We start from the raw sequence: 23242 nt of genomic DNA on the forward strand, positions 1-23242 counted from the left end.
GGAGAAGTATAGAATGTAACTTTGCTGAAAATTTTAAATAATGAAGCGAGGAATCCTTTTTTTACTGCTGCTAATTTCCTTCACAGCTTTTGCTCAACAGGTAAATATTGATACAGCCCAGGTTGTTATACCCGGAAGGCAAAACAGTACGGAAGCGCAATCAAAACCATATGTGATTATGATATCTACAGACGGTTTCCGTTATGACTATGCTCAGAAATACAATGCTGAAAATCTTTTGAAACTGGCAGGCGACGGCGTAAAAGCGGAAGCAATGATTCCAAGTTATCCCAGTATTACTTTCCCCAACCACTGGAGTCTTATCACCGGACTTTATCCTTCCCATCATGGTTTGATCGATAATTTTTTCTACGATTACAAGAGAAAAGAAGGCTATGCAATGAGCAACAGGAAAAATGCTGAGGATGGAAGCTGGTATGGAGGAACTCCTCTTTGGGGACTTGCAGAAAAGCAAGGAATGGTATCAGCCTCTTTAATGTGGGTAGGGTCTGCCAGTGATGCCGGAGGAATGAGACCTACTTATTATTATCCTTATCACGAAAAATTTACCCCTTCAGAAAAAGTAGAAAAAGTAGTCAACTGGCTGAAATTACCGGAAGATAAAAGACCTCACTTTATTTCATTATACTTCCCGGAAGTAGACGGAAGCGGACATCATTATGGCCCGGATACCAAAGAAACGGAAAATGCTGTTCATCTGATAGATCAGGCGATTGGTAGCCTTGTTCAGAAAGTAAATGAATTAGGATTAAAAAATGTTAACTTTATTTTTGTTTCCGATCACGGAATGATTAAAGTAGACGGTGGTACACCATTGGAAATCCCAGCTGTGCTTTTTGATAAAAACAGATTTGATTTTTACAATTCTCAAACCCTGTTAAGAGTTTACGTTAAAAATCCGGATGAGGTAAAAGCAGTTTATAAAGAATTGAAAGCCAATAAAACTGACGATTACGAAGTATATCTTGATAAAAAGCTTCCTAAATACCTTCACTTTGCCACAAGAGATGACCAGTACAACAGAATAGGGCAGATTCTTCTGATCCCGAAGGCTCCGAAAATATTCCTTGAAAAAGGAAAGAAAACATCAGTTGGAAAACATGGCTACAACCCCAAAGTTGTTCCGGAAATGAAAGCGACTTTCTTTGCCTGGGGACCGGAATTTAAAAATAATCTGACCATCAGAGAATTTGCCAACATCAATGTTTATCCTTTAGTTGCTGAAGTTTTAGGATTAAAAATTGATCAGCCTATCGATGGAAAGCTGAAAGTTTTAAAGAAAACCCTGAAAGAGAACAAATAATCTTAAAGTTAAAATATAATTTAAAAAACGAGTTTCGGCGCACCAAAGGTGCGCCAAAACTCGTTTTTTAACTGACTTAGCATTTTAATTCCAGTCTTGAACTTTTGTTTCTTCTGTTTCAAGACAAAAGAAATTAGAATCTGGAAGAAAATTCCTTTGCAAAATCTTCTAGCTTAACCTTTCCTGTAACAGGAGAACCATGATCAAGAAAATCCTTCTGTACAACACCAGTTCTTATTCCTCTACCCATTTCAACATATAGACGAGCCATATCTTCAGGAAGTCCGGCCTGAAGCATGCCGTTTAAAGAATCTTCATCAGAGAATTCTACCCATGGAAGTTCCGGCTTGTTAACAGAAGTTCCTAAGACTTTAGCAAAATCAGAAGCTGTTCTTACATCGCTTACAATGTATCTGATGGTGTTGGCATTTCCGTCTTTTACAAGCTCTTCGGCGGCTGCTTTGGCAATATCATTGGGATGTACTACAGGGATTTCAATGCTTGCAGGATAATTACCGCCAATGATTCCTGCATTTTGAATTAAAGGAATGTCATTGAAAAAATTATTGTAAAAATATCCGGCTCTTAAAAAAGTGAAAGAAGTATTTTCTACGTCGTTATATATTTTTTCAATATTGTGAAGACCTGCAATAGGGCCGTTTTCTACTGGGGATTCTGCTCCTACGCTGCTTAGCATTACTGCTCTTTTTACATTAGCATTTTTTAAAGCTTCAGCATAACTTTTACCTGCATTAGTTGTGTTTTCCACAATCTTATCCGGGCTGATAGCCGGAGGAGTCATTACAAAAACAGCATCTGCGCCTTCAAATGTTTGAGTCAAAAAGTTAGCATCTGTGATAGAACCTATAGCTGGAGTTGCTCCAAGAGATTCAATGTCCTGTTTTCTTGCATCGCTGCTGCTGACTACAGTAATAGTATGTCCTTCGGCAATTAATTGTTGTGCTAATGGTTTAGCCACATTTCCTAGTGATCCTGTGATTACGATTTTCATATGTAAATATTTTTTTATTTCTGAGAACAAAGTTATATTTGTACTTACTTTTATACAAGTACTTACCCTAAAGTATGTGATTATGACAGCGATCAAAGAAAGTTCAACCATTCAGGAAAACAGAAAGACAGTGCAGGATTGCCCTGTGATGTACGTTATGGAAAGAATCGGAGGATTCTGGAAACCTATCATTCTCTTTAATCTTTCTACCGGAGAAAAAAGATACAGCGAATTGAAAAAAGCAATTCCTGCCGTAACGGAAAAAATGCTCATTCAACATCTGAAACAGCTGGAAACAGACGGATTGATTATCAGGACAGCAAAACCTGTAGTGCCGCCTCATGTGACGTATAAGTTGAGCGAAGCAGGCAATGAACTTGCTCCGGTTATTGATGCCATGGCAGCCTGGGCTTTTCAGGATATGGAAAGAAATGATAATAAGTATGCTGAAGGAAACCAATATATTGTGAATCAGGATCAGAATGCTTTCAGCCAAAACCTGAAAAAATAAAGCAGGCGCTTCAATCTGAAGCGCCTGTTTCTGTTACTATTTTATAGAAGAATTACAAAGACTGCATATCAATAACAAAACGGTATTTTACATCGCTTTTAAGCATTCTTTCATAGGCGTGGTTGATATCCTGCATTTTAATCAGCTCAATATCAGAGACAATATTGTGTTTTCCACAGAAATCTAACAGCTCCTGGGTTTCTGCAATACCTCCGATCAAAGATCCGGCAACAGAACGACGCTGGAAGATCATAGGTCTTGTACTTACTTCCGTTTCCTGAAATTCACCTACGAATCCTACAAGAACCAGGGTTCCATTCAGAGAAAGCGTCTGCATATAAGGATTGATGTCATGCTCATAAGGTACCGTATCAATGATAAGATCAAATTTACCTTTTACAGCATCCATTTGAGAATCATCCGTAGAAATTACTACATGATCTGCTCCAAGCTGTTTGGCATCATCCGTTTTTCCGGGAGTTCTTGAGAATAAAGTAACTTCAGCTCCCAATCCTTTTGCTAATTTAATAGCCATGTGTCCTAAACCGCCTAACCCTACAACGGCTACTTTAGAACCCGGACCAGCATTCCAGTGTCTTAACGGAGACCATGTGGTAATCCCAGCGCATAGAAGGGGTGCTACTGCTGCCAGATCCAGATTTTCAGGAACACTTAAAACAAAATGTTCATCAACCACTACTTTTTGGGAATATCCTCCAAAAGTATGGCCGCCAAGATGTTTATCTTTTCCATTGTAAGTTCCTGTAAATCCATTCTGGCAATATTGTTCCAAGTCATGTTGGCAGCTATCGCAATGTCCGCAAGAATCTACCATGCATCCTACTGCCGCAAGATCTCCAACTTTAAATTTAGAAACTTCACTTCCAACTTTGGTAATTCTTCCCACAATTTCATGACCCGGAACTACAGGATACAAAGATCCGCCCCAGTCGTTTCTTGCTGTGTGAAGGTCAGAGTGACATACTCCGCAGTATAGGATTTCAATCTCTACATCTTTTGCGGTTACCTCTCTTCTTTCAATATTCAGTTCTTTCAGATCTGCTGTGGTGGACTCTGCACCATAAGCTTTTACTGTGATTGTACTCATTTTTATATTTAATTTATTTAGGGTTATACATTATGATAGTCAATATCAACACGTGCTGTTTTGCTGAGGAATAATCAGGAGACGCCTTCCCCTTTCTGAAAAAATGTTGGTATTAAAAGTTTCCATAACGGTACAAAAGTCGAAACTTTGCGGTAAATCATACTTATACAGATTACCGAATTACTTACCAATTTTACAGACGCTAGTTCAGTTACAAATGAAAGTGGTAATTTTGAATAGTAATAAAAATGTATTTCATGGAAAATCAGGAGGTTGAAATCTATAATACGGTCTCGGAATATAATAAAATGGCAAATCATGAAACCCTGCACCCGCTGGTAAGTGTCATTGATTTTTCCAAATCCGATCCTATTTGCCAGTATAAAAGAAAATTTGGGTTTTACACTGTTTTCCTGAAGGATGTGATGTGTGGTGATATGCAATATGGGAAACACAGTTACGATTATCAGGAAGGAACTTTGGTTTTTATTGCTCCCGGACAGACTTATGGAATTTATAATAGAGACCGGTTTGTTCAGCCTGCAGGTTTTGCTTTAATTTTTCATCCGGATTTAATAAAAGGAACCAACCTGGCGAAGAATATGAAGGACTATTCATTTTTCTCCTATGACGTACATGAAGCGCTCCATCTCTCGGAAAAAGAAAGGGAAGTGATCCTGGATTGCTTTAAAAATATTAAACTGGAACTGGAACAGGCTATTGATAAACACAGCAAATCTTTAATTGTAAATAATATCGAACTGTTTTTGAATTACTGTATGCGTTTCTATGACCGCCAGTTTATTACAAGAGATCACATTAACCAAGGTGTTATCGGGAAATTTGAAAACTTGGTAGATGACTATTTAAAATCTGAAAATCCAAAGAATATAGGATTTCCGATGGTCAATTACTTTGCAGAGAAACTGAACCTGTCTGCCAATTACTTCGGAGACTTAATTAAAAAAGAACTGGGAATTTCTGCTCAGGAATTTATCCACAATAAGCTTATCGATATTGCTAAAGAACAGATTCTGGATCAGGGAAAAACAATAAGCGAAATCTCTTATGATTTAGGCTTTAAATATCCACAGCATTTTACAAGGCTGTTCAAAACCAAAGTAGGAATTTCTCCGAGTGAATATAAAATTCTAAACTAACTTTTTAACACTAATGGCACTAATTTTTTTCACTGATAACACTATGATGATTTGTGAATATTTGTGTTGCTATTTGTGAAATTTGTGTTTAGATTTTTTTCAACACGAATAACACTAATTTTTTTCACTAATAACACTATGATGATTTGTGAATATTTGTGTTCGTATTTGTGAAATTTGTGTTTAGATTTTTCAACACGAATAACACTAATTTTTTTCACTGATAACACTATGATGATTTGTGAATATTTGTGTTCGTATTTGTGAAATTTGTGTTTAGATTTTTCAACACGAATAACACTAATTTTTTTCACGAATAACACAATAATGATTTGTGAATATTTGTGTTCGTATTTGTGAAATTTGTGTTTAGATTTTTTAAAAACACTAGTAACACTAATCTTTTCACTACAGACACGATAATAATTAGTAAATATTTGTGTTCTTATTTGTGTTTAAATACTTAAATTTAGAGGGAAAAGTTTCACCATTTACACATGACACCCAATCAGCAGGAAACCACAATTTTCGAAACCCGGTTCGGAAGAATTGTAGGATTAAAAGAAAATGGAATCATCAGAGCCAGAAGCATCCGCTATGCCCGTTCTGAAAGATTTAAAAAACCTGTTGCTGCAGAAGCTTCCTTATCCTCAATGATTGTTTCTCCGGAAAAAATTCCGGTGTGTCCACAGGCTTTAAGTCCCCTTGTAGAAAGAATGATCGGGGCAACTCCTGTAGAAAGTTTTGAACCGGATGAATCTACCCAATACCTTTCCATAACCCGTCCGGAAAGGATATCTGAAAATGAAAAACTCCCGGTTGTAGTCTGGATTCACGGCGGCTCTCATGAAATAGGCTGTGGAGATCTTGCCACTGCTGATCCTGCGCAATGGGTAAAAGAACAGCATATTATTGTTGTTACCGTTTCCTATCGTCTGGGATTGTTCGGTTTTTTAGGTGGAGATGAAAAAAGACCTGCCAATCTTGGGTTACTGGATATCATTGAAGCGTTAAAGTGGATAAAAAACAATATTGCAGATCTTGGAGGCAATGAAAATAATATTACCCTTCTCGGGCAGTCATCGGGAGGTGATGCTATTGCCCATTTAATGATATCGGAGGGGGTAGAAGGTTTGTTTCAGCGTTTGATTATCCAGAGTGCTCCTTTGGGGCTGCGTCATAAAAGACAGAAAATGTCTGCAGAATTTCTTAAAAAAACAGAAGGATTAAAAGATGAAACCGATGTTTTAAAAATGATGGAGGACTACAAAGCACTTGTACCTTCTGTCATAAAATACGGACTGAAAGCAGCAATGCCTTTTGGTACACAATATGGGTTCTTTCCTTTGTGTAAAGAAGAAGATTCGATGGGAATGTGGAAAAAAAATGCGCTTACATTCGATGTTCTGATTGGTTTAAATAATGATGAAACAGCATTCTATCTTAAAACTTCCGAAGCTTTAAATAAATATTTCGGAAAAGGATTTGGCTTAAGACTCATGGATAAAACGGTTGAAAAAACCACGGCACTGATCTATGGAAATCCGGCAAGGCAGTTTGCTGAACATCTGGCTGAAGCCGGTGGAAATGTCTACCTCTTCAGAATTCATTCAAAATTGAAAGACAACCATATCGGTGCACCCCATTGTATTGATCTTCCGTTGATTTTTGGAAATGAGACAGCCTGGAAATCATCCGAACTGTTAAAAAATATTCCTTGGGATCGTATTCATGAGAATGGTAAAAAGCTGAGAGCGCTCTGGGCTGAATTTGCCCGCACAGGAAAAATATCAGAGACCTCTGAAAGACCAGAAATCCTGGAAATCAAAAAGATGTAACTGCATAGCAAGCTTAGAAAATTTCTAATTTTAACAGATGTCTCAGGTGAAGACACAAACATTCCCCTCCTCTGGAGGAGTGTCGAAAATTCAAAGAATTTTTGACGGGGTGGTTTTACCCCTGCCTTTAATATTTATTCTCAGATTTTACTATTATATATACTAAATCAGGTAGTTGGTGTTGGATTTTCATCCATAATTCTGTTTTTTAATGTATATTTAATAACTAAACCATAAAAAAAATAATTATGAAAACAAACAAAGATTTTAAAGTAAAAAAACTTAAACGTGATGAACTGAAGACCCTAAAAGCGGGAGATCTAAATTGGGGTAAGGTATGCTGTACTTCCAACGAAGACGGACAATGCTGCGAATGGGCTACAGATATTTGGAATTGCCGATATATTTATTGCTAATTTTACAATGAAAGAAAGCCTTGTCAAGGTTTTAAACCTTGACAAGGCTCTTATTCAGGAATCCAGACACTTACATTTCCCGCCGGGACAGGGAAATTTCCCCAGCCATTTTCATCAATAATTACTTTGTCTTTAAACCTTTTCAAGATATCTTTAAATTTTTTTCCTGCATACAATATTCCTACTTCCATAGGCTTGTTGTAAGAATCTTTATTGCTCAGAACTACAGCACATCCGGTATGATCATCATCTCCTGTACGCACCCATCCAAGACAGTTGGCATCCTCAAAATAATCATGCTGATCACCGTATGCATAATCTTTTCTTGCTTTTAACAGCTCTTCAATGCCATCTACTTTAGGCATAAATATTTCCTGGTCATTGCCTTCTCTGTCTTTATCCACATAATGAGCTCCATAGAGATCAGGATAAAATATACATGGGTAGCCATCTTTCCTCAATAAAATAAGTGCATAGGCAATAGGCTTGAACCATGGCTCTACAGGAGCTTCAAGATCTTGTAATGGCTGTGTGTCATGATTGGCTACCAAACTTACGGAATGCATAGGATCTGCCTGAGTAAGCGTTTCATCGAAAATTCGTCTGAGATCATAAGAGCCTCCCTCTCTGGAAGCTGTATGAAAATTATTCTGTAACGAACTGTCAAAAAGACTCATGCAGCCTTCTGTTACTTCAATATATTTTTGGAGAAGATGAAGATATCCGGGAGCCCAGTATTCTCCAACGGCGAAAATGTCTTTTCCGGAATTAGAGCGGAGCAGTGTGAGCCATTCTTTATAAAAATCAAAAGAAATATGTTTTAAAGCATCCAGTCTTACTCCATCAAAATCTGTCTGATCAAAATACCATTTTGCCCAGGTATTGAGCTCTTCCCGTACAAAAGGATTCCGGTGCTCAATGTCATTATACATCAGGTAATCATAATTTCCTTTTTCATCATCAATCATTTCTTCCCAGTCATTACCGTATTCTGACTGAATTTTAAAGATATGAGAATCCATTCCTTCTGCATAATCTACGCCACTGAAGCAGGTGAAGTTCCATTCAAAATCAGAATACTTTTTTCCTCTTCCGGGAAAAGTAAATTTGGTATAAGACTCTATTTCAATAACATCGGAAATTACTTTTTCTCTGTTTTCCTCATCCACTTTTACCACTTTGAATTTTTCAAGCTCATCACCGCCGGCTTTATGTCCAAGAACAATATCTACAATAACTTGTATATTTTGTTTCTTTAAGGCTTTAATGGCTTTTGTATAATCGTTTTTAGTGCCGTATTTGGTAGGGATTGTTCCTTTTTGATCAAATTCTCCCAGATCATAGAGATCATAAGCGTCATATCCTATCGAGTAACCGCCGTTTGTCCCTTTGTAGGCTGGTGGAAGCCATACGGAAGTAATTCCAAGTTTTGCAAGATATTTTGCCTGTTTTTCGGCTTCTTTCCACAATGTTGAGTCTCCTTCAGAATACCAGTGGAAAAACTGGATCATAGTTGGGTTCATAGATTTGCTGATTTGATTGATACAAGGTAGCAAAAAAATATGACCTATTCATTTTCGAATTCCTCAAACGGGATTTTTAGTTGAACGGAAACCTGCTTTTTTTCTTCTGTATTCAGGTGGGAAAGAGACAATCCGAGAAGGCGGACAGCTTTATCAAAAGGACGAAGTTCCCACAGTTTCTTTCCGGTATTATAATACTGTTCTGGTGATGAAAAGTAATCTTCCTTTGTTATACTTCTTGTAAAAAGTGAAAAATCTTTATATTTTATTTTTAACGTTAAAGTTCTTCCGAGAATATTATTTTTCTGTAATCTCTGATGGATTTCCTCTGCGAGGCTTTCCAGTTTTTCATTAATCTGCTGTTCGTCCAGAAGATCTTCAAAAAAAGTTCTTTCCACAGCGACACTTTTCTGAATGCGATGAGGTTTTACTTCTGAAGTATGAATCCCGCGTACCACATTATAATAATGCTTTCCCGACTTTCCAAAAAGTTTTACCAGATCTTCCAGTGATCTCTTCTTTAAATCTTTTCCTTTATAAATTCCTAAGCTGAACATTTTATTAGCTGTAACTTTTCCAACGCCATAAAATTTTTCTACAGGTAGCTCTTCCAGAAAATGCTCCATTTTATCAGGATGAATGGTTTTCTGACCATTGGGTTTATTAATATCGGAAGCTACTTTAGCCAGAAATTTGTTGACGGAAATTCCTGCAGAAGCTGTCAATCCTGTCTGTTCAAAAATTTTCTGACGGATTTCTTTAGCGATAAGATTGGCAGATTCCATTCCTTTTTTATTTTCGGTGACATCCAGATAAGCTTCATCCAGGGACAAAGGCTCTACCAGATCGGTATACTCATAAAAAATTTCCCGGATCTTTTTCGAAATTTCCTTATATCGGGCAAATCGGGGAGGAACAAAAATAAGCTGAGGACATTTTTCTTTGGCTGTTTTACTGGGCATTGCAGAACGGACACCATATTTTCTGGCTTCATAGCTTGCAGCTGCCACTACGCCACGGTGCTGTCCTCCTACGGCTATAGGTTTGCCTTTCAATGTAGGGTTATCATGCTGCTCCACAGAAGCATAAAATGCGTCCATGTCCACATGAATAATTTTACGAAGGGGCAAAGAAAAATCCATATACAAAGATATGGATTCCTTTATTCACGGTAAATTTTTTGTAGAAGGGAAGTCTGAAGCCAATAAGGAAATTTATGTCTTAATTATTGAAAACTAATTAAAAAAGTCACAGATTATTCTTAGGACATAAACAACTTCCATCTCCCATCTTCCTGCTTCCAACCCCTTACGGTTTCAGCCTCATTGTGAGAAGGTGAGGCTCAAAGCCTGCTTTTTCATAAGCTTTTATGGCAGATTCATTCTGAGCATATACATCTAGTCTTACCTCACTGATTCCCCTTGCTTTTGACCAGGAAATCAGTTCATCGGTAATTACCTTATTAATTCCTTTTCCTCTGTGTTCTGGTTTTACGTACATAAAACCCAGATAGGCATATTCTTTAAACTGATAATAATCTTTCTCTGCTTTTTTGATCAGTGCATATCCTGATGCAATGATTTCATTATTCTCTTCGGCAACAATTACGGTTGCTTCCGGAGATTGTATCAGATGTTTTAAATCATAATAATGAATCTCTCCTTCAATAAGTGTAGTGTTGAAAGGTCTTTCGGCAGTTACAACTCCCTGTTCGAATTCTAAAAGGATTTCTAAATCCTGTTCTGTGGCTTCTCTTGTGATCATGGTGTTATCTATCTAAAATTTTAAAACTCATTGAATGTTGATGTTCCAATGAGTTTTTTATGTTTCGGATTAAAATAAATGAAGTTATTTTAAAAGTTTATCTATGGTTTGCTGAAGTTCAGGATCTTCAGGTGATATGGCATAATATTTTGCAATAGAAGATTTCTGATCAATCACCATATATCTCGGGATCCAGTTAAGGTCTACATAATTATTGAAATCATTTTTCCATCCTGTGGAAAACCAATAATTTTCTTTGTCTTTCATCTCAAATCTTTCCAGACTTTTTTGAAACCCTTCTTTTGAACGGTCCAATGATAGAAATACAAAATCAATATTCTTATTATTTTCCTCTAATTCCTTCGCTTTTGGTAGCGCATTTAAGCAATCTCTACACCATCCTGCCCAAAAATCAATCACTAAAACTTTTCCTTTATGCTGATCAAGAATCTGCTGGATGGTAACGGCTTTTCCTTCTTCATCTTCCAGTTTCTGTTGCAAAGCCTCTTTTGAAAATCCCGTTTTAAGAACGGCAGGAACTTTTTGTGAATAACTTATCCCAAAAATACCCATCATCAATATTAATATCAACTTTTTCATCTCATACAATTTCATGGATACAAATCTAAACAATGAATTGCAATCTGGGATTGATTTCTGTGGAATTAGGAAAAATTTATAAAATTGATGAATTCTATGGAGGAGAGTGAAAATGTGGAAAACCACCCCGTCAAAAATTCTTTGAATTTTTGCCACCCCTCCGTGGGAGGGGAATGTTGCGTCTTCTGTTGTAATATCAGGAGTATGTCTACTGATAGTTTTTAATCAGACCTTTCACAACGGCAATTACATTGGGCATTGCTTTATTGGCTGCATTTAAGACTTCTTCGTGAGAAACGGCAAAAGCTACATCCGGTCCGCCAAGGTCTGTAATTACGGAAATACAGAAAACATCCATTCCCATATGTCTTGCAACAATTACCTCAGGAACGGTACTCATTCCTACCATATCCCCGCCGATGGCTTTTATCATGCCATATTCAGCCGGGGTTTCAAAAGTAGGCCCCTGGAGGGCAACATAAACTCCCTGATGAATTTTTATCTGGTGATCTGCAGCAGCCTTTTCCGCTGTAGCAATCATTTTTTTGTTGTAAGGCTCGCTCATATCCACAAAACGTGGTCCGAGCTCATCTATATTTTTTCCCCGAAGCGGATGCTCAGGCATCATATTGATGTGATCTTTCAGAATAACGATATCTGCAACACTGTAAGCAGGATTTACGCCGCCACATGCATTGGAAAGAATAAGGTTTTGAATACCTAGCAAGTGAAAAACTCTCACCGGAAAAGTTACAGTTTCCATCGAATGTCCTTCGTAGTAATGGAAACGTCCGCTCATCATCAGTACTTTTTTTCCTTCCAGAATTCCGTAAATCAGTTTTCCGGTATGTCCGGCCACTGTCGTTTGTGGAAAATGGGGAATGTCTTTGTACTCTAAAATATGGATCGGTTCTACTTCATGCTGTAATTTTCCCAGTCCGGATCCTAAAACAACTGCAAAATCAGGCGTTTCCTGAATAATATTTCTAATAAAATCTGCAGTCTCTTTAATTTTTTCTAACATAATCTAAGATGATTTGATTGAATTCTTCTTTCTTATCAATCAATACATTGATAGGCCAGTAGTAAACAATTTCTCTAAGATAGTCAAAAGTTTTCAGACGTACGTAGTCTTTCTCTGTGGTTAATATCAGTTTATATTCTCCTAATTTTTTATACTCGGCAAGGATTTTTTTAATATCATCATCCGTGAAATTATGATGATCCCTGAACTTTAAATGTTTCACCCTTTTTGAAAATTTTGCAAGATGTTCCAGAAGTGGCTTAGGATTCGCAATTCCGGTAATCAGTAAAATATCATAATAATTCAGGTTATTATCCGGAAGCATTTTATCTTTTCCGTATACATTTTCGTCATAACCGATGGATGAAAAGAAAACTTTCTGTCCATAAGAAGGTCTTATTCTTGAGATATAATACCTTTTTGTCTCCTCGGTCAGTTCATCAGGACATTTGCTGACCATGATGATATTGGCTCTTTTGTAACCTGCTCTGGATTCTCTCAGATCTCCGGCAGGAAGAAGGTAATCCTTGAAAAAAGGATCATTAAAATCGGTCATCAGAATATTGAATCCCGCTTTGATAGCTCTGTGCTGCATCGCATCGTCCAGTACAAGGACTTCGAGATCCATATCATCAATCACCTTTTTGGCTCCGGGAACACGTTCTTCGGAAACGGCAATAACAAAACGGTTCTTAAAGCGCTCAAAAAGCTGCATCGCTTCGTCACCCACCATTTTGTAGTTGCTTTCGTAATTGGTTACTTCATAGCCTTTCGTTAATCTTCCGTAGCCACGTGAGAGCACTCCGGTTCTGTAATGTTTGGACAGGAACTGAGCAAGATACATCACCATGGGTGACTTTCCGCTTCCGCCCACAGAAAGATTCCCGACATTGATTATCGGCGTTTTGAATTTTGTCGACTTAAAAATTCCCAGATCATACATTGTGTTCCGGATACCCGTTACCAAATGATAACCAAGGGAAAAAGGATAAAGGTACCATCTTTTCATACGATTGCAAAAATAGGGATTTTCATAAGCATTTGGTATATTATTCTTGAAGACTTTTCAACAAATATTTCGTTAAATTAAAGTATTTTTGTGGAGTTATTACAATACATTGAGATACTTTATAGAATTTTCTTACAACGGAAAGAATTATTTCGGCTACCAGATACAGCCGGACGCTATTTCTGTACAGGAAGAACTGGAAAAAGCACTTTCCACAATTTTAAGAGAAGAGATTAAAACTACAGGAGCAGGAAGAACAGATACCGGTGTTCATGCCAAAAAAATATTTGCTCATTTTGATACCGAACAGGAAATAAATGATCAGCTGACGCGAAGACTGAACAGTTTTCTTCCACCCGATATTTCCATTAAAAGGATTTTTCCGGTAAAAGATGATTTTCACGCCCGCTTTGATGCAACCTACAGAACCTACGAATATTATATCTCGCTGGAAAAAAATCCGTTCACCCAGGAATCTGCATGGCAGCACTGGAAAAGAGGTCTGGATATGGAGTCGATGAATGAAGCCTGTAAGATTCTTTTCGAATACGAAGATTTTACCAGTTTTGCCAAATTAAAAACAGATAATAAAACTAATATCTGCCAAATTTACAAAGCAGAATGGGAGCAGAACGGCTCAGAACTGAAATTTACTGTTTCTGCTAACCGTTTTCTAAGAAACATGGTGCGCGCCATTGTGGGAACTATGGTTGAAATTGGAACCGGAAAACTGAAACCTGAGGATCTCCGTAGAGTAATTGAAGATAAAAACCGTAATGCAGCGGGAACTTCAGCACCAGGACATGGGCTGTACCTTGTAGATGTGGGATACGACTTTACATAAAAAACTAAAAATAAATAATAATCATGTTATCAATTTTTATTCTTATCGGTGCTTACCGATATTATGCACAACTAGCGGAAAGGTTTGGAAAAACAAAGTGGCAGTATGGTATTCTGGCTATCGGAATTTATCTGGGAACCCAGATCGTGTTAGGTATGGGTTACGGTGTATATTTGGGTGCAACAGATCCTGAATCTCTGGATAATGTAAATTATACAGGCTTTTCCGGTGTGAATATAGTAGGTTGGCTAATCTCTATTGTAGCAGTTTGGGGAGTTTATAAATTGCTGGAAAATAAGTTTATAAAAGAAAGACCTGCAAAAACCATCGAAATTGAAGAAATAGGGAAGACCCTTGATCAGTAAAACACATACTGTTTTTCTTTTTAATATCAGAAATTAAGATTATTTTTAAATACCATTAGGTTTACTAAAAAATAACTATGACTGAAATTGAAAAGCTAGCCTTTGCATTGCATCATTTTGCCGGACTTTCTGAAGAAGATTTCAGCCTGTCTGAAAATTTTTGGATACCCAGAGAATATAAAAAAGGAGATTTTTACAATCTTCAGGGAAATGTATGCTCTTATCTGGGATTTATAGTTGATGGTGTTTTCCGTTCTTATGTCATCAATGGAGATACAGGTGAAGAAAAGAATGTTTTTCTTTATTCTGCCAATGGATTTGTGGTTCCTTTTAAAAGTTTTCTTAATCAGATTCCTTGTGATTATTTTACTCAGGCTCTTACAGATGCTTCTATTATTTTTATCCGGCACACGGATCTGCTTTCTCTTTATCTGCAGTCGCATCAATGGGAGAAATTTGGAAGGCTTCTTGCACAGGCGGCTTTTAATGTTACCATGACAAGGGTAGAAGGATTTTTATTAAAGTCTCCTGAAGAGCGTTATCTGGATCTGATGAAAGAGCATCCGGATATTTTCAGTAATGTTCCTCTTTATCATATTTCTTCCTATCTGGGCATTCAGGGACCTTCACTGAGCAGGATAAGGAAAAGAATTTCAGGTAAATAGTACGATTTTAACCTGAGTTAAAGTTTTTATCATTTTATCTGCGGAAATTTGTTTCATCAATTTAACAAAATAAAAAGGTAAAAATTATGAAAACAAAAACAATCGTATTAATTCATGGGTTATTTGTGAATAATACAAGCTGGAAAGAATGGAAGACATATTTCGAAGCTCAGGGGTATACTGTGCATACACCATCTAATCCTGGGCATGAAGGAAATCCTGTAGATTTAAAGAATACTATTCCCGGAGAATTAAGACATGTAGGTTTTGACGAGACAATCAGCAATCTTGTAAAACTGATAGACAGCCTTCCTGAAAAACCAATAGTTATAGGACATTCTTTTGGAGGTCTTATGGTACAGAAGCTGATTGATATGGGAAAAGCCGCCGCCGGAGTAAGTATAGACGGTGCGCCACCGAAAAATATAATGGCTCCTTTTTCTACCATTAAAATCGTTTGGCCGGTGGTGAATTTTTTCAAAGGAAACAGTCCCTATCTGGGAACAAAAGAATGGTATCACAAAGCGTTTTTCAATAATTATTCGAAAGAAGAAAGTGACAGATTATACGCAGCGGTAGCAGTGCCTAAAAGTAGAAAATTAGCAAAAGATCCTTTATTTAAAGCTTCTGCGAAACTAGATCTGAAGAAACCACACCAGCCACTTCTGTTCATTGCAGGTTCTAATGATCACATTTTTCCGGCAGCATTTTCAAAGAAAATAGCAGGGGCTTATAAAGATTCCAACAGCATTGTAGATTTTAAAGAGTTTGCAGGAAGAAGTCATTTCATCTGTGGTGAAAAAAATTGGGAAGAAGTTGCAGAATATGTTTTGGGGTGGATACAAAAGAATGCTTAATATATTCATATTGTAAATAGTAGGTATCTGATATTTTCTATGACGATTTGCAAAAGTTGTAAAGGCAGTCCGGTTATAATGTCTTATTTTTGCATAGAATATTTTAATTCTTTCTTTCGATTCGTACAATGAAAAAACAAGATACCTGGGGAATTATAAAAAGGCTGTTCTTTATCGGAATGAAGTTCCGTTCATGGTTTATCCTTACGCTTATAATTTCTATTTTCCTTTCTATTGTTTCTACTTACAGGCCATATCTTACTATGCAGGTGGTGGATAATGATATTACAAAGCTTCATGATAAGGCTTTGATGATGAAACATATCTATATCCTTGTAGGATTGGTGTTTGCTGAAACAGTTTTAAACTTTTTCCTGGTTTATTTCTCAAATTTTATCTCGCAGAATGTAATCAGGGATATCAGAGAGCGTTTATATGCTAAACTGATTTATTTCAAGACCTCATTTTTTGATAAAACACCTATCGGACAGCTGGTAACGCGTGCGGTAGGAGATGTGGAAACCATTGCAACGGTATATACAGACGGTTTCCTGATGGTATTCGGAGATATTCTGAGAATTCTGTTTGTACTGATTATGATGTTCAGTACCAATGTCCATCTGAGTTATATTACATTGGCTATTTTACCTTTAATGGTGGTGATTACAAGATTCTTCCAGAAAAGACTGAAAAAAGCTTTCGGGGATGAAAGAAACTGGACATCCAATCAAAACTCTTTTGTTCAGGAGAGACTGGCGGGAATGTCAATTATTCAGGTATTCAACAGACAGGAATCCGAATTCAAAAAATTTGATGACATCAATATTACGCTGAAGGGTGCATTGCTGAGAACTGTATTCATTTTTTCACTGTTCTTTCCTGTAGTGGAACTTATTTCTTCGTTATTCATTGGATTTATCCTTTTCTACGGAGGTTATATTACCATCAGCGCGGGAGTTGTGATTGCGTTTATCCAGTATATTTCAATGCTGATCCGTCCATTGAGACAGATTGCTGACCGTTTTAATAATATCCAGCGAGGAATTGTAGGAGCAGAAAGAGTATTGGGATTAATGGATGAAGAAAACTCAATGCCGAATAACGGAACCGTGAAGAAAGATCACTTTGCCGGAAAAATTGAATTCCGGAAAGTCCACTTTGCTTACGATGAAAAACAGGAAGTACTGAAAGGAATAGATTTCAAAGTAAATCCGGGAGAAACGGTAGCTATCGTTGGAGCAACAGGTGCGGGAAAATCTACCATCATCAGTTTAATTACAAGATTATATGATATCAATTCCGGAAATATCCTCATTGATGATGTGGATTTAAAGGATTATGAGCTTTATAATCTTAGAAGTCATATCGGAGTGGTATTGCAGGACGTATTCCTTTTCCATGGAAGTATTTTTGAAAATCTTTCCTTTGGAGATGACAGCATAACTTTAGATAAAATAAAAGCAGGTGCCAGAGAAATTGAGGTAGACCAGTTTATCCAGCAGCTTCCTGGCGGATATGATTATGTAGTGAGCGAAAGAGGGTCGTCAATCTCTTTAGGCCAAAGACAATTGCTGTCTTTCCTGAGAGCTTATTTATCAGATCCGAAAATTTTAATCCTGGATGAAGCCACCTCTTCTATCGATCACGAAAGTGAAAAACTTATTCAGAGAGCAACAGAGAAAATTACCAAAAACAGAACTTCCATTATTATTGCTCACAGACTTTCCACTATTGAGAAAGCCGATAAAATCATTGTGATGGAGCATGGTAAAATTGTAGAAGAAGGGAAGCACCTTGAGCTTTTGGATAAAAACGGATATTATGCTACGCTTTACAAAGCCCAGTTGCGACATGAAGTGGAAATGGAAGAAGAAAAAGAATCATAATCCATAGGGAATAATAATAAACAAAAAAGAGAGTCATCACGATTCTCTTTTTTATTTAAATATATAATTCATTTAATGCTTTTTAAAACTACAGAAAACAAAATTCTGAACAGTTTCAAAAGGGGTGATATGATCTTCAGTAATGCATTTTATTTTTTCAAAGCTTTCTTTAAATTTTTCTGATAATGATTCCTCGTCATACTGCTGAATATCCAATCCGCTGCATTTCGTAGGTCCGTTTTTGGAAAAAGTTCCAAGGATTATAAAGTTATTCACATTCTTTTCTGCAATATCAATATATTTTGAAACCTGTTCCGGAGTTGTAAGGAAATGAAAAGCAGCCCTGTCATGCCAGATATCATACGTCTCTGCAGGCTCGAAAGCTGTAATATCTGTGACAATCCATTTTACCTTTGATGCAGAATCACCCAGTCTTTTCTGAGCCTTTTCCAGCGCTTTGGCCGAAATATCAAGGACTGTAATATTTTCGTAACCTTCCTCAAGAAGAAAATCAACAAGGTTGCTGTCGCCGCCGCCAATATCAATAATCTTAGCCTCTTTTCCCAAGCCTGAAGATTTGATAAAGTCAAGGGAGGTCTGTGGCTTTTTCTGAGTCCAGCTTACCTGTTCAGGATTCTTTGTTTCATATACATTTTCCCAATGATTTTTGTTGTCTGAAGATATCATGATTCTTTTAATTGATTATTGATCTCTTCAAATTTATTAATTAATTCATCAAGTTTTCCCTGCTGTTTCTTTATTGTTTTAGGTCTTAAATAAAACCAATTAAAAGCAATCCATGCTAATGTCAGCGTATAGGTCAGAATCGCTGCACTTAATGTCATTTTTGAAGTGTATTCATACATGTAAAAGCCTATTCCCAGAAAAAGCATAATAAAATATAAGTTGAGAATAGTGGTCTGCATAAATTTCTGCTTACTTTTTACTACATATAAACTCTGCAGATATTCATTATTCGATTGGGTCTGATCAATTTTGTAAAAAACCATAAACATTTTATTATAAGCAAAAAGGAACATAACCATGGCCAGAATGACAAGCACAATCCCGATTTTTGTAGTCATCATTTGAGGCTGGAAACGATACCAGATATAAATAATTAATAATGAGGTGATGATCAATGAAATATTGGCCAGAATCAGCTTACGGAGATTTTGGTTTCTGAAGTTTTTCAGCTTGCTCAGAAGTTCTTCTATATTCGGTTTGTTGGAAGTCTGCTGCTTCCATATATTTTTAAAATCGATATTAGTAGCCATTTTCTTTAAACTTTTGTGTTAATTTTTCCTTGATTCTGTGAATTTTTACTCTGATATTAGATTCTGAAAGTCCAACGATATGGGCTATCTCGGCCTGTTTTATCTCTTCCAGTTCCAATGAAATAATAATTCTGTCTGTTTCCGCCAGCTCCGAAATAAACTGATACAACATTTGTATCTGAGGTTCCATAGATTCCTGCTTTTTTTCTTCCAGATTGATGGGGAGATCTGTTTTAGCAAATTTCTTTTCCTTCTCAATCTGTCGGAGACAGTTATTGGAAGCTATCCTGAAAATCCATGTTCCTACGCTGGATTCATTCCTGAATTTGGGAAGCTGCTGCCAGACAATGATAAAAGTTTCTTGAGCAAGATCCCGGGCAAGTTCAGAATCATTCACATATCCCATGCACAGTCGGAATATCTTTTGCCAATAGAGTTCGTATATCTCTTCAAAAATCATTATTTCGCAGATAAAAAGTGAGTAAGCTGGTTAAAATACCAATCCTTATCATCGTACATAATAAAGTGTAATCCCTTTGAAGCATACTGCATATTGGCATTCTTTAAATTTTTGTACTGCTCTTCAATCGTTGATTTGAGGTTAACAAAAAAAGATTCCAGAAGAATAAGGGAAGGACATTGGATATTTTTTATTTTTTCTCTGAGATCGGTATTGTAAAAATCACAGTACATCTTACCGAATGTTTTTCGGTCTGATTTCATGCTCCAGCTGATCACGGTTTCCTGCATCGAAGTATCGGCTAAGAGACGTGGCATAGCTTGTGCCTGCATTTTTCGGAACTGTTCGTCGTTCATTGCTGTCAACTGAGTAATGGTAGCCGAACAGTCATTGTTTTCTTTAGAAGTAAAATTAGGATCAGATAGGGCTGCCAGGCATGGCAGTGTGTCTACAATGATAATTTTGCCTATAAGTTCAGGATAATCAGCTGCAATAGCCAGGGCAAGACCTCCTCCCATACTGTGCCCGATGAGGATAGGCTTGTCAATTTTATTATTCCTGATGTATGCTGCTATTTCTTTCTCCCAGTCTTTAAAACTGGCATCAGTCTGTGGTTTTGTTCCTGCGAATCCAGCCATTGTTAAAGTATAACAGGTGAATTCTTTTTCAAACTTTGAGGTTGTTTCATTCCAAACATCACCCGAAGAGGCAAATCCCGGAATGAAAATTAACGACTGATTCCCTTTTCCTGTTTTCTTTACTTCAAACGGATAAGTTGTTTGTTGGCCGAATATATTGCATATTGCTAAAAAAAATAACATGATGATCAGAAGGAATGTGAATTTTTTCATGATTTCTAAAGTTTTAAAGTTTATTTGTCTTTTAGAGACGAACCTTTAAAAAATGTTACACAAAATTTAATTTTTTTTGAAAAAAAATTCTCCTCCTTCTTAACCCTCCTGTTTAGGGCAAAATCATATGAATTTAATCTTATAAAAGTTGATAGCAGTTCTTTTTGAATAATAAAATGGTATGAAATAATGAATAAGTTTCAGAAAATTATTAATCCAATATCCTTCCGTAGAATCTGCTGATATCAAAATAAAATCCGGGTACTTTGTACTTGTCTTTTTCAAATTCCTGGTAATCACATTTTCCTTTCAGACTTTGTGATTTTGTTTCCATTTGAAATCTGTTTAAAAGGACGTATTCATCTGTCACAGAAATAACATGAAAACCCGTCTCACAAGTCAGGCCATCTCCCGAGGTCAGAATAGCATTTAATAATCCATGGAAATTTCCCGCAATTTTTTCAGCAGTAACGTCATCATTATTTAAATGATACAGGTAAGCGAGATAATTCATGGCACGCAAATCCAGGGGATTTTCATCCAAAGCATCCAAAAACAGCTGGATTCCCTTTGAAAGATCTTTTTGTGAAATATCTTCTCCACGATAATATTTGGCAACTTCTTCAGACTTCTTTCCGATTTTATAAGGCTGATACTCTTTTTGGAAGGTATATCCGAAGTAAAGATGACGATATTGATTGCTGGTGAGAAGCGTATCGTTCTGTTTTAACTTCTTTAAAAGTTTCGGATAATAGAATTCTGAATTTTTATCTTCAATATTTTTTTGAATAGCAGTATAATCCGGTGCTTTGAATTCCATTTTCTGACCATGCAGGAAAGTAAGCAGGGCTAAGAAAAATAAAGAAAAAAATGCTTTAATATTCATGGTTTGTATAAGGTTGTTACCATTTTTTGTGAGATTAAAAATACGAATTATGCATCAATCAAATAATATAGACATACTATTTGTAAAAAAAATAATAAAATATTGTCAAAGTGTTACTTTGTGTCAATAAATTTACTAACTTTATTCGGAATTTGAGAGGTTACCCCTCATATTTGAAGGGGTGAATGGAATTTTTAACTAAAAAACTATAAATATTAATGAGCAGTAGTATCCAAGATGAATTTAAAGTCTTCAAAGACGAATTGAGAAAGTTGAATATCGAAGTACAGAAAGTTGTAAAAGTAGGAAACGGTAGCATGGATTTCCACGAGGTTTTCTACAAATCACCGAGGTATCAGGAGGTAAAAAGTATATACGTCCAGCGTCATAATCTGGATAGTATGATTGAAAAATTTAAACAGGCCTATCATTAAGAAATAAAACGAGCGCTGCAGTTTTTCTGTGGCGCTCGCTTTTTATACTATTTCTGATATTAATCTTTATCCAGTGTAGAAGTCTTTTTTGTGTCTTTCATTCCGATATAAACAATCAGAGAAAAAAGAATGCATCCTGTAATGTACCAATAAAAGTATTCTTCGGAACCAATCTTTTTGAACCATAGTGCAATATATTCCGCTGTTCCTCCAAATACTGCAACCGTAATAGCGTAAGGTAAGCCAACGCCAAGTGCCCTGATTTCGGAAGGGAAAAGTTCTGCTTTTACCACTGCATTGATGGATGTGTAGCCACTTACAATAATTAAAGCTGCCATAATCAGGAAAAAAGCTCCCCAGATTGAAGTAGTTGTACTCAGTGCCGTAAGAAGCGGAACAGTACATAATGTTCCCAAAATACCAAAGCCTAAAAGAAGCGGTCTTCTTCCTATTTTGTCAGATAAACTTCCAAATACAGGCTGAAGACATGCAAATATAAAGAGTGAAATAAATGAGACTAATGTAGATTCCTCCTTTGTAAGGTGTACGGTATTCACCAGGAATTTCTGCATATAAGTTGTATAAGTATAAAAGGCCAATGTTCCTCCCAATGTCAGCCCTACCACTGTAAGCAAAGCTTTAGGATGTTTCAGAAGTTCTTTTACTGTTCCCTTTTTCTTTTCGCTGACTTCTTTTTTATTCTCAAATGCTTCGGTTTCATGAAGATTAGCCCGAAGATATAATGCAATGATAGAAAGCAATGCCCCAATTACAAAAGGAATTCTCCATCCCCATTCCTCCAGCTGAGCCTCAGTAAGTAAAAGTTTCTGTAAAACAAGCTGAATTCCCAATGCGATAAGCTGCCCGCCTATTAAGGTGACATATTGAAAACTTGAATAAAATCCTCTTCTGTCCTGCGTGGCCATTTCGCTGAGGTAAGTTGCCGAAACTCCATATTCACCGCCAACACTTAATCCCTGAAGTAATCTTGCCAGTAAAAGCAATAAAGGAGCCAGGATACCTATTGATTGATAAGTGGGAGTAAGAGCAATTAATAACGATCCAAAAGACATCAGCAGAACAGAAAGCGTCATCGCTTTTTTCCTTCCGATTTTATCTGCTATACTCCCAAACAGCCATCCGCCGATAGGACGCATCAGAAAGCCTACTGCGAAAATACCTGCAGTATTCATCAGTTGGGCATTCAGATCGGAATCAGGAAAGAATGAATGGGAGAAATAAATGGCAAAGGCTGCATACGCATACCAATCATACCATTCAACGAGATTTCCGATAGATCCGCCAATAATGGCTTTGATTCTTTGGCCTGTGGTGATTGAGTTTGAGTCCATAGATGTATTTCCAGAAAGTTTTTTTAATAATGGGATCCAAGATACAAATTTCAGAAAAAAATAAACCGTTCCTAAA

25 protein-coding genes are annotated in these 23242 nt (G+C 36.7%); 11 read left to right on the forward strand and 14 right to left on the reverse strand.

The genetic code is table 11. The features are described 5' to 3' along the window. The first annotated feature begins 40 nt into the window (after positions 1-40). Positions 41-1324 carry an alkaline phosphatase family protein gene (locus J2786_RS10440; protein WP_047435360.1) on the forward strand — a complete coding sequence of 428 codons (1284 nt, stop codon included), beginning with the start codon at positions 41-43 and terminating at the stop codon, positions 1322-1324. A gap of 133 nt (positions 1325-1457) precedes the next feature. On the opposite strand, the gene J2786_RS10445 is transcribed toward J2786_RS10440, so the two are convergent. Next, a complete protein-coding gene (locus J2786_RS10445; RefSeq protein ID WP_047435359.1) occupies positions 1458-2336 on the reverse strand; it encodes an NAD(P)H-binding protein in 879 nt (292 codons plus the stop codon). Positions 2337-2418: 82 nt separating this feature from the next. Here J2786_RS10445 and J2786_RS10450 point away from each other — a divergent pair, with 82 nt between their 5' ends. Next, positions 2419-2847, forward strand: a complete 429-nt coding sequence (locus J2786_RS10450; protein ID WP_052187136.1) for a winged helix-turn-helix transcriptional regulator — start codon at positions 2419-2421, stop codon at positions 2845-2847. Between the two features lie 52 nt (positions 2848-2899). Here the strand turns inward: J2786_RS10450 and J2786_RS10455 are convergent, their stop codons facing one another. Beyond that, positions 2900-3955, reverse strand: coding sequence for an NAD(P)-dependent alcohol dehydrogenase (locus J2786_RS10455; protein ID WP_047435356.1), 1056 nt, complete (start codon positions 3953-3955; stop codon positions 2900-2902). Positions 3956-4212: 257 nt separating this feature from the next. Between J2786_RS10455 and J2786_RS10460 the strand changes: the two genes are divergently transcribed. From J2786_RS10460 to J2786_RS10470, 3 genes are all read left to right on the forward strand, one after another. Then, positions 4213-5115 carry a helix-turn-helix domain-containing protein gene (locus J2786_RS10460; RefSeq protein ID WP_047435911.1) on the forward strand — a complete coding sequence of 301 codons (903 nt, stop codon included), beginning with the start codon at positions 4213-4215 and terminating at the stop codon, positions 5113-5115. Between the two features lie 497 nt (positions 5116-5612). Continuing rightward, a complete protein-coding gene (locus tag J2786_RS10465; protein ID WP_047435353.1) occupies positions 5613-6953 on the forward strand; it encodes a carboxylesterase family protein in 1341 nt (446 codons plus the stop codon). A 248-nt stretch (positions 6954-7201) separates the two neighbouring features. Then, positions 7202-7369 carry a hypothetical protein gene (locus J2786_RS10470; protein WP_167497858.1) on the forward strand — a complete coding sequence of 56 codons (168 nt, stop codon included), beginning with the start codon at positions 7202-7204 and terminating at the stop codon, positions 7367-7369. Between the two features lie 50 nt (positions 7370-7419). On the opposite strand, the gene J2786_RS10475 is transcribed toward J2786_RS10470, so the two are convergent. From J2786_RS10475 to lpxK, 6 genes are all read right to left on the reverse strand, one after another. After that, complete coding sequence (locus tag J2786_RS10475) at positions 7420-8892, reverse strand: alpha-amylase (protein ID WP_047435350.1); 1473 nt, start codon at positions 8890-8892, stop codon at positions 7420-7422. Between the two features lie 44 nt (positions 8893-8936). Further along, positions 8937-10034 (reverse strand): DNA polymerase IV, encoded by a 1098-nt coding sequence (gene dinB, locus J2786_RS10480; protein ID WP_047435347.1) that lies wholly within the window; start codon positions 10032-10034, stop codon positions 8937-8939. Between the two features lie 166 nt (positions 10035-10200). Next, positions 10201-10656, reverse strand: coding sequence for a GNAT family N-acetyltransferase (locus J2786_RS10485; protein ID WP_047435344.1), 456 nt, complete (start codon positions 10654-10656; stop codon positions 10201-10203). Between the two features lie 84 nt (positions 10657-10740). Continuing rightward, positions 10741-11256 (reverse strand): TlpA family protein disulfide reductase, encoded by a 516-nt coding sequence (locus tag J2786_RS10490; protein ID WP_047435910.1) that lies wholly within the window; start codon positions 11254-11256, stop codon positions 10741-10743. A gap of 208 nt (positions 11257-11464) precedes the next feature. Beyond that, the gene (locus J2786_RS10495; RefSeq protein ID WP_047435341.1) at positions 11465-12280 is read right to left on the reverse strand and encodes a purine-nucleoside phosphorylase; all 816 of its coding nucleotides are present in this window, start codon (positions 12278-12280) and stop codon (positions 11465-11467) included. Further along, a complete protein-coding gene (gene lpxK, locus J2786_RS10500; RefSeq protein ID WP_047435338.1) occupies positions 12264-13289 on the reverse strand; it encodes a tetraacyldisaccharide 4'-kinase in 1026 nt (341 codons plus the stop codon). The genes J2786_RS10495 and lpxK overlap by 17 nt, the downstream gene beginning before the upstream one ends. Positions 13290-13398: 109 nt before the next feature. Between lpxK and truA the strand changes: the two genes are divergently transcribed. The 5 genes from truA (at position 13399) to J2786_RS10525 (ending at position 17906) form a co-directional block, all read left to right on the forward strand. Beyond that, positions 13399-14133: a tRNA pseudouridine(38-40) synthase TruA gene (truA, locus tag J2786_RS10505; RefSeq protein WP_047435335.1), complete on the forward strand. Its 735-nt coding sequence runs from the start codon at positions 13399-13401 to the stop codon at positions 14131-14133. Positions 14134-14156: 23 nt separating this feature from the next. Next, entirely contained in the window at positions 14157-14498 is a 342-nt protein-coding gene (locus tag J2786_RS10510) for a hypothetical protein (protein WP_047435333.1), read from the forward strand. A gap of 77 nt (positions 14499-14575) precedes the next feature. Further along, positions 14576-15163, forward strand: a complete 588-nt coding sequence (locus J2786_RS10515) for a Crp/Fnr family transcriptional regulator (RefSeq protein ID WP_047435330.1) — start codon at positions 14576-14578, stop codon at positions 15161-15163. A gap of 86 nt (positions 15164-15249) precedes the next feature. After that, positions 15250-16020 (forward strand): alpha/beta hydrolase, encoded by a 771-nt coding sequence (locus J2786_RS10520; protein WP_310025101.1) that lies wholly within the window; start codon positions 15250-15252, stop codon positions 16018-16020. A 128-nt stretch (positions 16021-16148) separates the two neighbouring features. After that, a complete protein-coding gene (locus tag J2786_RS10525; protein ID WP_047435325.1) occupies positions 16149-17906 on the forward strand; it encodes an ABC transporter ATP-binding protein in 1758 nt (585 codons plus the stop codon). 72 nt (positions 17907-17978) lie between these two features. Here J2786_RS10525 and J2786_RS10530 read toward each other — a convergent pair whose 3' ends face one another. The 5 genes from J2786_RS10530 to J2786_RS10550 form a co-directional block, all read right to left on the reverse strand. Further along, positions 17979-18593, reverse strand: coding sequence for a class I SAM-dependent methyltransferase (locus J2786_RS10530; RefSeq protein WP_047435322.1), 615 nt, complete (start codon positions 18591-18593; stop codon positions 17979-17981). Further along, on the reverse strand, positions 18590-19183 hold the full coding sequence (locus J2786_RS10535) for a hypothetical protein (RefSeq protein ID WP_047435318.1): 594 nt from the start codon (positions 19181-19183) through the stop codon (positions 18590-18592). The genes J2786_RS10530 and J2786_RS10535 overlap by 4 nt, the downstream gene beginning before the upstream one ends. Further along, the gene (locus J2786_RS10540; protein WP_047435315.1) at positions 19173-19643 is read right to left on the reverse strand and encodes an RNA polymerase sigma factor; all 471 of its coding nucleotides are present in this window, start codon (positions 19641-19643) and stop codon (positions 19173-19175) included. The genes J2786_RS10535 and J2786_RS10540 overlap by 11 nt, the downstream gene beginning before the upstream one ends. Next, complete coding sequence (locus J2786_RS10545) at positions 19643-20494, reverse strand: alpha/beta fold hydrolase (RefSeq protein ID WP_047435313.1); 852 nt, start codon at positions 20492-20494, stop codon at positions 19643-19645. Before J2786_RS10545 ends, J2786_RS10540 begins: the two co-directional genes overlap by 1 nt. Before the next feature lie 211 nt (positions 20495-20705). Next, on the reverse strand, positions 20706-21380 hold the full coding sequence (locus tag J2786_RS10550; protein WP_310025105.1) for a DUF4919 domain-containing protein: 675 nt from the start codon (positions 21378-21380) through the stop codon (positions 20706-20708). A 218-nt stretch (positions 21381-21598) separates the two neighbouring features. On the opposite strand from J2786_RS10550, the gene J2786_RS10555 reads away from it, so the two are divergent. Beyond that, positions 21599-21814, forward strand: a complete 216-nt coding sequence (locus J2786_RS10555; RefSeq protein ID WP_047435309.1) for a hypothetical protein — start codon at positions 21599-21601, stop codon at positions 21812-21814. A gap of 59 nt (positions 21815-21873) precedes the next feature. Here the strand turns inward: J2786_RS10555 and J2786_RS10560 are convergent, their stop codons facing one another. Further along, complete coding sequence (locus tag J2786_RS10560; protein ID WP_047435306.1) at positions 21874-23166, reverse strand: MFS transporter; 1293 nt, start codon at positions 23164-23166, stop codon at positions 21874-21876. Positions 23167-23242 lie beyond the last annotated feature (76 nt).

Source organism: Chryseobacterium vietnamense, assembly GCF_031454475.1.
GTDB lineage: Bacteria > Bacteroidota > Bacteroidia > Flavobacteriales > Weeksellaceae > Chryseobacterium > Chryseobacterium vietnamense.

Coding starts and splice junctions, on each gene's coding strand:
- J2786_RS10440 (WP_047435360.1), top strand. CDS start 41: ATGAAGCGAGGAATCCTTTTTTTACTGCTGCTAATTTCCTTCACAGCT.
- J2786_RS10445 (WP_047435359.1), bottom strand. CDS start 2,336: ATGAAAATCGTAATCACAGGATCACTAGGAAATGTGGCTAAACCATTA.
- J2786_RS10450 (WP_052187136.1), top strand. CDS start 2,419: ATGACAGCGATCAAAGAAAGTTCAACCATTCAGGAAAACAGAAAGACA.
- J2786_RS10455 (WP_047435356.1), bottom strand. CDS start 3,955: ATGAGTACAATCACAGTAAAAGCTTATGGTGCAGAGTCCACCACAGCA.
- J2786_RS10460 (WP_047435911.1), top strand. CDS start 4,213: ATGGAAAATCAGGAGGTTGAAATCTATAATACGGTCTCGGAATATAAT.
- J2786_RS10465 (WP_047435353.1), top strand. CDS start 5,613: ATGACACCCAATCAGCAGGAAACCACAATTTTCGAAACCCGGTTCGGA.
- J2786_RS10470 (WP_167497858.1), top strand. CDS start 7,202: ATGAAAACAAACAAAGATTTTAAAGTAAAAAAACTTAAACGTGATGAA.
- J2786_RS10475 (WP_047435350.1), bottom strand. CDS start 8,892: ATGAACCCAACTATGATCCAGTTTTTCCACTGGTATTCTGAAGGAGAC.
- dinB (WP_047435347.1), bottom strand. CDS start 10,034: ATGGATTTTTCTTTGCCCCTTCGTAAAATTATTCATGTGGACATGGAC.
- J2786_RS10485 (WP_047435344.1), bottom strand. CDS start 10,656: ATGATCACAAGAGAAGCCACAGAACAGGATTTAGAAATCCTTTTAGAA.
- J2786_RS10490 (WP_047435910.1), bottom strand. CDS start 11,256: ATGAAAAAGTTGATATTAATATTGATGATGGGTATTTTTGGGATAAGT.
- J2786_RS10495 (WP_047435341.1), bottom strand. CDS start 12,280: ATGTTAGAAAAAATTAAAGAGACTGCAGATTTTATTAGAAATATTATT.
- lpxK (WP_047435338.1), bottom strand. CDS start 13,289: ATGAAAAGATGGTACCTTTATCCTTTTTCCCTTGGTTATCATTTGGTA.
- J2786_RS10510 (WP_047435333.1), top strand. CDS start 14,157: ATGTTATCAATTTTTATTCTTATCGGTGCTTACCGATATTATGCACAA.
- J2786_RS10515 (WP_047435330.1), top strand. CDS start 14,576: ATGACTGAAATTGAAAAGCTAGCCTTTGCATTGCATCATTTTGCCGGA.
- J2786_RS10520 (WP_310025101.1), top strand. CDS start 15,250: ATGAAAACAAAAACAATCGTATTAATTCATGGGTTATTTGTGAATAAT.
- J2786_RS10525 (WP_047435325.1), top strand. CDS start 16,149: ATGAAAAAACAAGATACCTGGGGAATTATAAAAAGGCTGTTCTTTATC.
- J2786_RS10530 (WP_047435322.1), bottom strand. CDS start 18,593: ATGATATCTTCAGACAACAAAAATCATTGGGAAAATGTATATGAAACA.
- J2786_RS10535 (WP_047435318.1), bottom strand. CDS start 19,183: ATGGCTACTAATATCGATTTTAAAAATATATGGAAGCAGCAGACTTCC.
- J2786_RS10540 (WP_047435315.1), bottom strand. CDS start 19,643: ATGATTTTTGAAGAGATATACGAACTCTATTGGCAAAAGATATTCCGA.
- J2786_RS10545 (WP_047435313.1), bottom strand. CDS start 20,494: ATGAAAAAATTCACATTCCTTCTGATCATCATGTTATTTTTTTTAGCA.
- J2786_RS10550 (WP_310025105.1), bottom strand. CDS start 21,380: ATGAATATTAAAGCATTTTTTTCTTTATTTTTCTTAGCCCTGCTTACT.
- J2786_RS10555 (WP_047435309.1), top strand. CDS start 21,599: ATGAGCAGTAGTATCCAAGATGAATTTAAAGTCTTCAAAGACGAATTG.
- J2786_RS10560 (WP_047435306.1), bottom strand. CDS start 23,166: ATGGACTCAAACTCAATCACCACAGGCCAAAGAATCAAAGCCATTATT.